The sequence below is a fragment of the Mycobacterium kiyosense genome, assembly GCA_021654635.1.
Classification (GTDB): Bacteria; Actinomycetota; Actinomycetes; order Mycobacteriales; family Mycobacteriaceae; genus Mycobacterium; species Mycobacterium kiyosense.
Map to the genome: position 1 here is coordinate 5682583 of AP025179.1, position 12312 is coordinate 5694894.

Annotated in this window: 10 protein-coding genes; 3 read left to right on the forward strand and 7 right to left on the reverse strand. The window is 67.7% G+C overall.

Annotation, left to right across the window (positions count from 1 at the left end):
* Positions 1-18: 18 nt before the first annotated feature.
* On the reverse strand, positions 19-723 hold the full coding sequence (locus tag L6444_RS26715; protein WP_236978235.1) for a DUF2334 domain-containing protein: 705 nt from the start codon (positions 721-723) through the stop codon (positions 19-21).
* A 97-nt stretch (positions 724-820) separates the two neighbouring features.
* Between L6444_RS26715 and L6444_RS26720 the strand changes: the two genes are divergently transcribed.
* Positions 821-2422 carry a DHA2 family efflux MFS transporter permease subunit gene (locus L6444_RS26720; RefSeq protein ID WP_236984446.1) on the forward strand — a complete coding sequence of 534 codons (1602 nt, stop codon included), beginning with the start codon at positions 821-823 and terminating at the stop codon, positions 2420-2422.
* Between the two features lies 1 nt (position 2423).
* Here the strand turns inward: L6444_RS26720 and L6444_RS26725 are convergent, their stop codons facing one another.
* Positions 2424-2993 carry a TetR/AcrR family transcriptional regulator gene (locus tag L6444_RS26725; protein WP_236978237.1) on the reverse strand — a complete coding sequence of 190 codons (570 nt, stop codon included), beginning with the start codon at positions 2991-2993 and terminating at the stop codon, positions 2424-2426.
* Positions 2994-3085: 92 nt separating this feature from the next.
* On the opposite strand from L6444_RS26725, the gene L6444_RS26730 reads away from it, so the two are divergent.
* On the forward strand, positions 3086-3532 hold the full coding sequence (locus tag L6444_RS26730) for a DoxX family protein (protein WP_236978239.1): 447 nt from the start codon (positions 3086-3088) through the stop codon (positions 3530-3532).
* On the opposite strand, the gene L6444_RS26735 is transcribed toward L6444_RS26730, so the two are convergent.
* A complete protein-coding gene (locus tag L6444_RS26735; RefSeq protein WP_236978240.1) occupies positions 3494-5611 on the reverse strand; it encodes a S9 family peptidase in 2118 nt (705 codons plus the stop codon). The genes L6444_RS26730 and L6444_RS26735 overlap by 39 nt on opposite strands.
* On the reverse strand, positions 5608-6513 hold the full coding sequence (locus tag L6444_RS26740; RefSeq protein ID WP_236978241.1) for a phosphoribosylaminoimidazolesuccinocarboxamide synthase: 906 nt from the start codon (positions 6511-6513) through the stop codon (positions 5608-5610). Before L6444_RS26740 ends, L6444_RS26735 begins: the two co-directional genes overlap by 4 nt.
* A 61-nt stretch (positions 6514-6574) precedes the next feature.
* Here L6444_RS26740 and L6444_RS26745 point away from each other — a divergent pair, with 61 nt between their 5' ends.
* Positions 6575-7192, forward strand: coding sequence for a hypothetical protein (locus L6444_RS26745; RefSeq protein ID WP_236978242.1), 618 nt, complete (start codon positions 6575-6577; stop codon positions 7190-7192).
* Between the two features lie 29 nt (positions 7193-7221).
* Here the strand turns inward: L6444_RS26745 and L6444_RS26750 are convergent, their stop codons facing one another.
* From L6444_RS26750 to purB, 3 genes are all read right to left on the reverse strand, one after another.
* Positions 7222-9492 (reverse strand): serine/threonine-protein kinase, encoded by a 2271-nt coding sequence (locus L6444_RS26750; RefSeq protein WP_236978243.1) that lies wholly within the window; start codon positions 9490-9492, stop codon positions 7222-7224.
* Between the two features lie 136 nt (positions 9493-9628).
* Positions 9629-10861, reverse strand: a complete 1233-nt coding sequence (locus L6444_RS26755) for a cytochrome P450 (RefSeq protein ID WP_236978248.1) — start codon at positions 10859-10861, stop codon at positions 9629-9631.
* Positions 10858-12276 (reverse strand): adenylosuccinate lyase, encoded by a 1419-nt coding sequence (gene purB / locus L6444_RS26760; protein WP_236978249.1) that lies wholly within the window; start codon positions 12274-12276, stop codon positions 10858-10860. Before purB ends, L6444_RS26755 begins: the two co-directional genes overlap by 4 nt.
* Positions 12277-12312: the final 36 nt, after the last annotated feature.

Sequence of the window (12312 nt, forward strand, 5' to 3'; positions counted from 1 at the left end):
GCCCGCCGCGCGAAGACGCTACGCGGCGTCTAGAACCGCCTTGTCGGCGCGCCACCGGTACACCATCGGCGTGCATTGCTGCAGCAGGGCAAGGTCGACGGCGTCGAGCATGGCTTGGCGCGGTCCGGGCTTACGCAAGTGGCGGGCGGCGACCGCGATGCGCACCACCCCGCCGCGCCGCGCGGTGCGCTCGGCGGACATCACCACCATCCGGCACCACCACGGCTCGGCCAGATACCCTTCGCCGATGCCCAGCACGCGGGCCCGCACGGTGGTGTCGCGCACCAGGTCGCTGATCCCGTAAGCATCGGCGAGCAGGCGAAAGCCGTTGCCCGGCAACGCCTTGACCACGCCCGGTGAAACCAGCCAGCCCGGCGCCGCGAACAGCCGGGTGCGCAGCCCGAGATGCTCGAGCACCCGGTCGGCGCCCTTGAGCCGGAGGCTGGCCTCGTGGGCGTGCAGCGTGGCGAACTCGCCGCGGCGCTTCTTGACGGCGGATTCGTCGAAGCCGTGCAGCACCAGCGCGTCGCCGCCGGAACGCCGGGCGGCCAGCCAGTCGACGGTGCGCGGGTCGCGGTCGAGGCGGTAGCGGTCGCCGAGGCGCGGTGCCACCAACAGCGACACCGGGACGGCGCGGGAGTCCATCTGCGCGCAGAAGTCCTCGACGTCGGACAGGGTGTGCTCACCGATACCCGAGACCGAGACGATCAGTTTTCCAGACACGCTTGTAGTTTGCCGATCGCAGGTGTCACGACAGTGAAGGACACGCAGACTCCAGACGTCCATCCGCCCGCTGATCAGGTCGAACGATCCGTTAGATATCCTCAGTAACGCCATGGATAAGGCGCCTTCCGCACCGGCTGACGCCGCGCTGCCCGCCACCGCCACGGGGCAGTCGAATGTCCACCACGACTACCCCGACAAGCTCGACGCCGCGACTTTCCGGACGGCCGGGGTGTGCATCCTGGCGTCGATGATGATGGCGGTCGACGCCACCATCGTCAACGTCGCCCAACGCACCTTCATCGTCGACTTCGAGTCCACTCAGGCCGTGGTCGGCTGGACCATGACCGGCTACACGCTGGCGCTGGCCACCGTCATCCCGATAGCCGGCTGGGCGGCCGACCGATTCGGCACCAAGCGGCTGTGGATGGGTTCGGTGCTGGCGTTCATCGTCGGTTCGCTGCTGTGCGCGATGGCGCCGAACATCCTGCTGCTCATCATCTTTCGCGTGGTGCAGGGCATGTGCGGCGGGATGATGATGCCGTTGGGATTCACGATTCTGACGCAGGTGGCGGGTCCGAAACGGCTCGGCCGGCTGATGTCGATCCTGGGTATCCCGATGCTGATCGGCCCGATCAGCGGGCCGATCCTGGGCGGCTGGCTGATCGGCGAATTCGGCTGGCCGTGGATCTTCCTGGTCAATCTGCCGATCGGATTGTGCGCGTTCTGCTTGGCGTTGTTCGTGTTCCCGCGCGACGAGCCGGCGCCGTCGGAGACCTTCGACGTGGTCGGCGTGCTGCTGCTGTCACCCGGCCTGGCCACCTTTCTGTTCGGGGTGTCGTCGGTTCCCGGCCGCGGCACGGTGGCCGATCGGCACGTGCTGATACCGGTGATCGCCGGCCTCGCCTTGATCGTGATGTTCGTCCTGCACGCCTGGTTCCGCGCCGAGCATCCGCTGATCGACCTACGCCTGTTCAAGATCCCACTGGTCACCCGCGCCAATGTGACGGCCCTGCTGTTCGCGATCGCCTTCTTCGGCAGCGCGCTGCTGTTGCCGAGCTATCTGCAGCAGGTCTCCCACCAGACGCCGCTGCAATCCGGGATGCTGCTCATCCCGCAGGGCATCGGCGCGATGCTGACCATGCCGTTGGCCGGCGTGTTCGTGGACCGCAGCGGACCCGGGAAGGCGGTGCTGTTCGGCATCGGGCTGATCACGGTGGGCATGGCCGCGATCACCTTTGCCGTCGCGCGGCATGCCGACTATCTGCCGACGATGTGCGCCGGGCTGGTGATCGTCGGGATGGGCATGGGTTGCACGATGATGCCGTTGTCCGGGGCCGCGGTCCAGGCCCTGAGCCCGCACGACATCGCCCGCGGTTCGACGTTGATCAGCGTGAACCACCAGGTCGGCGGATCCATCGGCACGGCGCTGATGTCGATGGTGCTGACCTCCCAGTTCAACCGGAGCGAGACCATCACCGCGGCGAACAAACTCGCGCGTCTGCAGCAGGAGTCGATCAGGCGCGGGGTACCGATCGAACCGTCGGCGATACCGCGGCGGACGCTGGATCCGGAGTTCGGCACCGTTTTGCTGCACGATCTGTCGCACGCCTACACGGTGGTGTTGGCGATCGCGGTGGTGCTGGTGGCGTTGACGCTGATCCCGGCGGCGTTCCTGCCGAAGACTCCGGCCCTCTGACTCAGCCGTCGAAGAGCATCGTCGCGATGCGGGCGACGGTGTCCATCGGGTCGGCCGCCTTCACCCGGACCGCGCCGTTGAGCCACAACATCGAAAAGCCGTGCACCAGAGACCACGCCGCCAGTTCGGCACCCGCGGGATCGGCACGAGCCTTCGGGTCGTGCAACGTCGCCACCCCACGGGACAACTCGGCCGCCGCGGCGGCCTCGGCGGCGGCGAGTTCGGCGTCGGAGCCGTCCAGCAGAGACCTGTTGAACATGACCTGGTAGTGGCCGGGGTGCTGCAGGGCGAACCGCACATAGGCCAGGGCCGCGTCGGAGAACTGAGCACCGGGCGCCGGCATCGCCGCGATGAGGGCCGCGGCCAGCAGCTGGAACCCCTGGGTGGCCAGCGCGGTGAACAGGCCCCGGCGGTCGGTGAAATGGTGGGCCGGGGCGGCGTGCGACACTCCGGCATCGCGCGCGAGTTCGCGCAGCGAAATCCGTTCGGCGCCGCGCTCGGCCACGGCTCGGGCGGCTTCGGCCAGGATGACGGCCCGCAGATCGCCGTGGTGGTAGGTCGGCCGGCTCACGCCGAACAGCATAGCGAACAAATCTTGACAATGGCTAGATAACCCCCATAACCTGACGGAGCGATCTTGTCACTGTCTAGATTGGAGGTGCGATGGCTCCGCCGATCGCTCTGCTGTTCGGCACTCTGCTCGCCCGCATCATCGGCTGGTTCGGCGTGAGCTACCTCGACGGCTGGCCGAAGGCGGCCGCGGTCGGCCTGGCCGTGATGTTCGTGGTCACCGGCGTGGCGCATTTCGTGCCGCCACTGCGCCGGGATCTGATCGCGATCGTCCCGACCCGCCTACCCGCGCCGGTCCTACTCGTGACCGTTACCGGCGTGCTGGAACTGCTCGGTGCGGCGGGCCTGCTGCTGCCCGCCACCCGGGTGATCGCCGCTGTCTGCCTACTGCTGCTGATGCTGGCGATGTTCCCGGCCAACATCTACGCCGCGCGGATGCCCGACCCGCCGGAGTCGATGACAACGCGTCTTTCGGTGCGCACCGCCGAGGAAGTCGTGTTTCTAGGCGCCGCGCTCGTCGTCGCCCTCGGCGGTGCTTAGCAACCACGCGTACTGGAACGCGGTCTCCTTCCAGCGTTCGTAACGTCCGCTGATTCCGCCATGACCGGCCTTCATCTGAGTCTTCAGCAGCACCCGATTACCCTCGGCGTTGGCGTACCGCAGCGCGGCGACCCATTTGGCCGGTTCGACGTAGTAGACCCGGGTGTCGTTCAGCGACGTCATCGCCAGGATCGCCGGATACCGCTGGCGCACCACGTTCTCGTAGGGCGAATACGACTTCATATACGCATAGACATCGCTGTCGCTCAACGGATTTCCCCACTCGTCCCACTCGGTGACGGTGAGCGGCAGCGACGGATCCAGGATGGTGGTCAGCGGGTCGACGAACGGCACCTGGGCCAGGATCCCGGCGAACAGGTCCGGGGCCATGTTGGCCACCGCACCCATCAGCAGACCACCGGCGCTGCCGCCCAGGGCCACCAGTTGCTGCGGCCGGGTCAGCCCCGAATCCACCAGATGCCTTGCCACCGCGATGAAGTCGGTGAAGGTGTTCTTCTTACGCAGTAGCTTGCCGTCCTCGTACCACAGCCGGCCCATCTCGCCGCCGCCACGCACATGCGCCACGACGAACACCATGCCCCGATCGAGCAGCGACAACCGGGCGATGGAGAACCGCGGGTCCTCGCACATCTCGTAGGCGCCATAACCGTAAATCAGTGCCGGAGCCGGGAATTCGATGTCAGCGCGGTGCACGATCGAGACCGGGATGCGGGCGCCGTCCGCGGCGATAGCCCAGTCGCGCCGTTCCACGTAGTCTTCGCGACGGTAATCACCGAGCACCGGCTGTTCCTTGAGCAGGGTGCGTTCGCCGGTCACCAGATCCATGTCGTAGATCCGGACCGGCGTCACGAACGACCCGGCGCCGACCCGCAACTTGGGTGTCACCCAGTTCGGGTTGGCGCCCAGACCGGACGACATCAGCTCCGAGTCGAACTCCAATTCCGTCGGGGTGCCGTAGCTCCCGTCAGAACCGAACGGCCACAACTGGATTCGCGGCAGCGCCGCGCGGCGGTAGCTGACCACCAGGTGGTCGGCGAAGGCGTCCACACCGTCGAGGCGGACGTCGTCGCGGTGGGCAATCAGGGTGGTCTGCCGCGACGGGTCCTCGACCGGCGCCTGCACCAGCGTGAAGTTCACCGCTTCGTCGTTGTGCAGGATCAAGAACCGCTCCTGGCCGCCGATGACGGCGTGCTCCACCGAGTACTCGACACCCTCGCGGCGCGGCAGCACGACGCGGAACTGCGCGTCGGGGTCGGCCGCGTCGGCGTAACGCACTTCCGAGGTGATCGACGATCCCGCCGCGATCACCACGTAGGCGTCGCTGCGGGTACGTCCCACGCCCAGCCAGAACCGTTCGTCGGGTTCGTGGTAGACCTGCACCGGAGGGCCGCCGGAACCGAGTCGGTAGCGCCACACCGTATCCGGTCGCCAGGCGTCGTCCACCGTGCTGTAGTAGACGGTGGCGTTGTCGGCCGCCCAGGTCACCCCGGCGCCGATGCCGGTGATCTCGTCGGGATACAGCTCGCCGGTGCGTAAGTCCTTGAACCGCAGCGTGTATCGCTCGTCGCCGACCACGTCGACGGAGTACGCCAGCAGGTTGGCGTCCAGGCTGACACTGGCGGCACCGAGCGCGAAGAAGTCGTGGCCGTCGGCCTCGCTGTTCTCGTCCAGCAGCACCTGCTCACCGGGGATCTCGGTGCGCTCGTCGAACTGCGGCGGGGACCAGTCGTCGGGATCGCTTACCGGACAACGACAATGGACCCCGTACTGCTTGCCCTCGAAGGTACGGGCGTAGTACCACCAGTCGCCGCGCCGGGTGGGCACCGACAGATCGGTCTCCTTGGTGCGCGCCTTGATCTCCTCGAAGATCTGCTGCCGCAACGGCTCGAGGTGGCTGGTGACCTGATCGACGTAGTCGTTCTCGGCTTCCAGGTAGGCGATCACCTCGGGATTGTCTTTGTCGCGCAACCACTCATAGGGATCGACGAAGACGTCGCCGTGATGCTCGCGGCGGGTTTCCACCCGCTTGGCAACGGGTGGTGCCGAATGTCCGGTCATGCGCCGGGACCGATCCAGTCGTCGAACTTCAAGCCCGAAATACGTTCGTATGCTTCGATATACCGACCGCGGGTGGCGTCGATGACCTCGTCGGGCAGCGGCGGCGGCGGCTCGGTGCCGTGCCGGTCCCAGCCGGACTCGGCGCTGGTGAGCCAGTTGCGCACGAACTGCTTGTCGAACGCGGTCTGCACCACGCCCGGCCGGTACTCGGCGGCCGGCCAGTACCGCGACGAATCCGGTGTGAAGATCTCGTCGGCCAGCACCAGCTGTCCGCCGGCGTCGGTACCGAACTCGAACTTGGTGTCGGCGATGATGATTCCTCTGCTCAGCGCATGATCGGCGGCCTGCACGTAGATCTGCAAGGTACGGTCACGCAACTGGTTGGCGCGCACCGCGCCGACCAGCTCGATGACCCGGTCGAAGGCGATGTTCTCGTCGTGGTCGCCCAGCTCGGCCTTGGTGGCCGGGGTGAACAGCGGCGTGGTGAACTTGCTGGCCTCCACCAGCCCCGGCGGCAACGGAATGCCGCAGACGCTGCCGGTCGCCTGATAGTCCAGCAGCCCCGAGCCGGTGAGATAACCGCGGGCCACGCATTCCACCGGCATCATCTCCAGGCGCCGCACCACCAGCGCCCGGCCCAGCACCTCGTCCGGGATCCGCGGGTCGTCCGGCGGGCCGGCCAAGTGGTTGGGGAAGTCGGTGAGCCGGGAGACGAGGCCGAAGAAGAACACGCTCATCGCGGTCAGGATGCGGCCCTTGTCGGGGATGGTGCTGGCCAGGATGAAGTCGTACGCGGAGATCCGGTCGGAGGCAACCAGCAGCAGGTGGTCATCGTCGACGACGTAGATCTCGCGAACCTTGCCGCTGGCCAGATGCCGGTAATCGGACAATGCGGGTCGCATCGGGTCAGCCTATCGGGCCAGCCGGCACCATTCGGATGCGAGCTGTGCTGGTATCAGTGTCATGAGCCGGTACCTGCCCTACTCCACCAGACCCGTTCGCCTGTTCGGTCAGCTGATCAGCGACATCACCATCTCGATATGGACGGTGATCTGGGTGTTCGTCGGCCTCGCCGTGCACGAGGCGATCGCCGCCATCGCCGAGGCCGGACGCCAGGTCGAGTCGGGCTCGAAGGGGCTGGCCGGCAACCTCGCGTCGGCCGGTCACGGCGCGCACAACGTGCCGCTGCTCGGTGACGCACTGGGCAAGCCCCTGGACGCGGCCAGCCAGGCGGCCCTCGACGTCGCCGGCGCCGGCCACGACCTGAGCACCACGGCGACCTGGCTGGCGGTGGTGCTGGCGCTGGCCGTGGCCCTGCCGCCCATCCTCGCGGTGACCGTGCCGTGGCTGTATCTGCGAATCCGGTTCTTCCGCCGCAAATGGGTGGTGACCGCGCTGGCGGGCACCGCGGCCGGCCAGCAGCTGCTGGCGTTGCGGGCGCTGGCGAACCGGCCGCCGGCCAAGCTGGCGGCCGTCAGCGCGGACCCGGTCGGCGGCTGGCGTTACGAGGACCCGATGGTGATCCGCGGCCTGGCCGCACTCGAACTGCGGGCGGCGGGAATCCGGCTCCGGATGGACTGAGCGCCGACGAGCCCGGCCATCCGGCGCGGTCAGGCGCTGTTGACCAGGATGGCGTACTGGGCGGCGGCCCGCTGACGAACGTCCTTCTCCTCGTTGCTGTGCACCGAGGCGATGTAGCGCCCGAACGTGACGAAACACGAGAAGCGCGCATCGGGGTTGTCGGACACGATGTCCGGCTTAATCTCATGACACCGCGCGTCCGGCAACCGGTCCGGCGGGGCGATGTCGTGGGCGATGTACTCGTTGCGGCCGGCCTCGACTATTTTCGGCATGAACGCTTTCGCGGTGGCCTCGTCCTTCGCCCGCAGCAACGACGCATCCATGCTGAACGCGCATCGGTCGATCCCGGCTTGCTCGAACAGCCCGTCTTTGACGGCTTGGCTGTCTGCACAGAAGGCGGCCGCGCGTGGACCGATACTGCCGAACGTGCCGGACACCTTCGGCTGGTCGCCCGCGAAGAAGATCCGGCTCAGCATGCGGTCGGGGTCCAGTGGTAGCTCGGTCAGTGCCACCGCATTGGTGGGGATCACCTTGGCCATCAGCGGCACCTGCAGGTCGAGGGCGCGTTTGATCCGCTGCGTCAGATTGCCGAGGTCGGGGTTCGCGTCGCTGCGCACGACGAACGAAATGACCATGGCACCCGAGGCCATGGTGGCCCCGATCGACGGAGAACCCGGCCGGTAATGGGCCATGGCTTGCTTGTAATCGGGAATTTGGACTGTCCGGTTCTCCGGATTGACCGCGAAATCGGTCGCGTCGATCTCGGTGGCGGCCCGCGCGGCGGCGTCGTCGTTGGGAAAGCTGGTCACCATGGTGAGCAGCAGTTCGCCCTCGTGGTCGCGGGCAAAGTCGTTGATGCGCTTGTTCAAACCTTCGACGACGTAGCCCGAGACCATGTGGTACTTCTCGAACACGGGTTGGGTCAGTGGCTCTCCGGTGCCCGAAATAGTGGCGGCCGCCTTGTCGGGGGTTGGAACCGCATCACCGTAGATGTGGTCCAGGACGGAGTCCACCGCGTGCGGGTCCGCGATGCCCTCGGCGAGCCGGAACCCTTCCAGCACTCGGCCTTCGTCGACCGTGGTGGGACCGGGCAGCGGCCGCGGCTGGGTGCCGTAGCGCCCTACGTCGAGTTTGCTGATGTCCACCGCGTTTTCGGACCCGGAATTGTTTTTGGTCAGCTGCCAGATCGCGACCCCGGCCACCAGGGCGACCACGGCAAGGATTGCCGCCCCCACGAGGATCCACCGGTTGCGCTTGCCGGCCGCCGGTTGCGGGGGCCCGCCGGGAATCGGCGGCGGATACTGGCCGGGCGGCGGTGTCCACTGTCGCGCAACGGGCTGTTGCGCAACGGGCTGCTGCGCCGCCGGAGGCGCTGTTTGCGTTGGCGCCACCTGGGTGGGCTCGGGTTGGTTCGGCACGATCGGGGCGGTGGCCGCCGGAACGGTGAAGGCAGATGTCGAACTGCCCAGCGACGCCAGGGCCGCCTCGGCCGCTCGGGCGAACTCACCGCTGGTCGCGTACCGCTGCGCGGGATCTTTGGCCATGCCGCGGGCGATCACTTCGTCCAGCGCGGGGGGCAGGCCGATGCGTGCGCTGAGTCGGGGCGGCGGCTCACTCAGGTGCGCACCGACCAGGCTCGCGGTGTCACCCGCGAACGGCGGTGCCCCGGTGAGGGCTTCGAACAGCACACAGGCCAGCGCGTAGGTGTCCGAGCGCAACGTCACCTGGCTCTCGTCGCCCCGGAACCGCTCGGGTGCCATGTAGGTCCAAGTGCCCAGGACGTCGCCCATCTGGGTCAGCCTGGACTCGGTGGCCGCGTTGGCGATTCCGAAATCGACCAGGTAGGCGAAGTCGTCCGGGGTGATCAGGATGTTCCCCGGCTTGACGTCGCGGTGCAGCACACCGGCGGCGTGGGCGGCATCCAGCGCCGAGGCGATCTGGCGCACCATCGCCACCGCCTTTTCCGGCGGCAGCGGTCCCGACTGCTGCAGGATCGTCTCCAGGTCGGTGCCGTTGATCAGCCGCATGTCGACATAGAGTTGCCCGTCGATCTCACCGGTGGAGTGGATCGGCACCACATGGGGGTCCTGCAGCCGCCCGGCGATGCGGGCCTCCCGCTGCAGCCGTTGCCGGTAATTCGGGTCCTGCGCGTACGGCCCCGAGATGAGCTTCAACGCCACCACCCGGTCCATCGTGGTGTCCTGGGCTTCATACACGGTGCCCATGCCGCCGCTGCCGAGCATCCGCTTGAGCAGATATGGCCCGAACTGCGTTCCAACCTCTGGCCGTGCCTCAGTCATCGCCCCTCCTGTGCCGGGCATCCGCGCAAACGTCGCAGGGGCATCCTAAACCCGACACCTGGCTGGTCGCACTACCTGACCGGCGCCACTCAGCAACCGGCTTTCGGTGCGGCTGCCGGACCGACGACGCGCAGCGCTACGCCTCTCGCAATTCCACCACCAGATGGCGCAGGCCGGTGTGCCGGTTGCTGCGGGTCCACTCCGGTGGTTGCACCAGTCGCACCGAGCCGAACCGGGACCACAGTTCCTCGTAGAGCACCCGCAGTTCCAGCCTGGCCAGGTTGGCCCCCAGGCAGTAATGCACACCCTGGCCAAAACCCAAGTGCGGATTGGGTTTACGGGTGATGTCGAATCGGTCGGCCGACTCGAACACGGTGTCGTCGCGGTTGGCGGAGCCTTCCCAGATCTGCACCTTTTCGCCGGCGCGGATGGCCTGGCCACCGAGCGTGACGTCGCGGGTGGCGGTGCGCCGCTTGGACGGCGACGGCGTGGTCCAGCGCACGATCTCCTCAACGGCGGTGGGCAGTTTCTCGAGATCATCACGCAGCGAACGCAATTGGTCGGGGTGCTCGGCCAGCGCCAACATTCCCCCGGCGACGGCGTTACGGGTGGTCTCGGCGCCGGCGCTGAACAGCAGGCTGAAGAACAGATACAACTCCAGATCCGACAGCACGGCGCCACCCCCGGCGTTGGCGACGACCGAGAGCATGTCGTCGGTGGGCCGGGCACGTTTGGCCGCGATCAGCTCCTGCCCGAAGGCGTACATCCGCGATCCGGCCTCTTCGACGGAGAGTTGCGACAGCGACGCCTTACGCGAACCGCCGAAGTCGAACTGCGGCTCGATCGCCTCGAACAGCCAATGCCGTTCGGACTCAGGCACTCCCAGCAGAATGCAGATCATCTGCATCGGCAGTTCGGCGGCCACTTCGACCACGAAGTCGAACGGCTCGCCCGGTACCACCGCGTCCAGCAACCCGCGCGACCTCGACCGCAGATCGTCCTCCACGCGCCGGATCATCCGCGGCGTCAGCCCGGAGCTGACCAGCCGGCGAATCTGGGAATGCCGCGGGTCGTCCATCATGTTGAGCACCTGGCCGGCGATGGCCAGATCCTGCAACAGCGTGCCACCGAACGGCCGGTCCCCACCGGTCACCGACGAGTAGGTGACCGGATCACGCAGCACCTCCAGGGTCTCCGGGTAGGCGGCCACCGACCAGAAGCCCTCGCCGTCGGGGGTGTGCTCGGTGGGCTCATGCCAGTACACCGGCGCCTCGCGGCGATGCACGGCGAACAAGTCGTGCGGAAAACCGTCGGCGAAGTTGTCGAGGTCGGTGAAGTCGATCTCGGCCAGCGCGGCCGTCACCGTCACAGAATCGCCCCGGGCACGTACTTGGCCGCCTCCGGATACCGCGCCACCAGTTGCTGCACCGCTGCGGCGATTTCGTCGACCTGATCACCGGCCGCCCCGGTGAACGCCGCCTTGTCGGCCAGCGCCGCATCCAACGCCGCCCGATCCAGCGGCAACCGCGCATCGGCGGCCAACCGGTCCAGCAGGTCGGGCTCGGCGCCGTGTTCACGCATGGCCAGCGCGGTGGCCACCGCGTGCTCGCGGATCACGTGGTGGGCCGCTTCCCGCCCCATGCCGGCGCGCACCGCGGCGATCAACACCTTGGTGGTGGCCAGGAATGGCAGGTAGCGGTCCAGCTCACGCTGGATCACCGCGGGGTAGGCGCCGAACTCGTCGAGCACCGTCAGGAACGTCTCGATCTGTCCGTCGATGGCAAAGAAGCTGTCCGGCAACGCAACCCGGCGCACCACCGAGCAGAACACGTCACCCTCGTTCCACTGCGCGCCGGCCAGTTCGGCGGCCATCGAGGCATACCCGCGCAGCACCACCTGCAGGCCGTTGACCCGCTCGCAGCTGCGCGTGTTCATCTTGTGCGGCATCGCCGAGGAACCGACCTGGCCCGCGGCGAAGCCCTCGGTGACCAGCTCGTGGCCGGCCATCAACCGGATGGTGTGGGCCAGCGACGACGGCCCGGCACCCAACTGCACCAGCGCGGAAATCACGTCATGATCCAGCGAACGCGGATACACCTGGCCGACGCTGTTCAAAACCGTTGCGAAGCCCAGGAATTCGGCTGTCTGGCGCTCGAGTTCGGCCAGTTTGCCGGCGTCGCCGCCGAGCAGGTCGAGCATGTCCTGCGCGGTGCCCATCGGCCCCTTCACGCCGCGCAGCGGGTAGCGGTCGATCAACTCGCGCAGCCTGGTCAGCGCGATCAGGGTCTCCTGCGCGGCCGAGGCGAACCGTTTGCCCAAGGTGGTGGCCTGGGCGGCGACATTGTGACTGCGCCCGGCCATAACCAGGTCGCGGTGGGACACCGCCTTTTCCGCGAGCCGGGCCACCACCGCCACCCCGTGGGCGAACACCAGCTCCAGCGACTGCCGGATCTGCAGCTGCTCGACGTTCTCGGTGAGGTCGCGGCTGGTCATCCCTTTATGCACGTGCTCGTGACCGGCCAGGGCGTTGAATTCCTCGATGCGGGCCTTGACGTCGTGGCGCAGCACCCGCTCGCGGGCGGCGATGGAGGCCAGGTCCACGTTGTCGAGAACCCGCTCGTAGTCGTCGATGGCCGCGGCGGGAACCTCGACGCCGAGGCGGGCCTGGGCCCGCAGCACCGCCAGCCACAGCCGCCGCTCCGCGACGATCTTGGCCTCGGGCGACCAGATCGCCACCATCTCGGCGCTGGCGTACCGCGCCGCCAGAACGTTCGGAATGCTCACTTGGCCATCACGGACACACAGTTTACGGCTGCCGAC

Coding starts and splice junctions, on each gene's coding strand:
- L6444_RS26730 (WP_236978239.1), top strand. CDS start 3,086: ATGGCTCCGCCGATCGCTCTGCTGTTCGGCACTCTGCTCGCCCGCATC.
- L6444_RS26735 (WP_236978240.1), bottom strand. CDS start 5,611: ATGACCGGACATTCGGCACCACCCGTTGCCAAGCGGGTGGAAACCCGC.
- L6444_RS26740 (WP_236978241.1), bottom strand. CDS start 6,513: ATGCGACCCGCATTGTCCGATTACCGGCATCTGGCCAGCGGCAAGGTT.
- L6444_RS26745 (WP_236978242.1), top strand. CDS start 6,575: ATGAGCCGGTACCTGCCCTACTCCACCAGACCCGTTCGCCTGTTCGGT.
- L6444_RS26750 (WP_236978243.1), bottom strand. CDS start 9,492: ATGACTGAGGCACGGCCAGAGGTTGGAACGCAGTTCGGGCCATATCTG.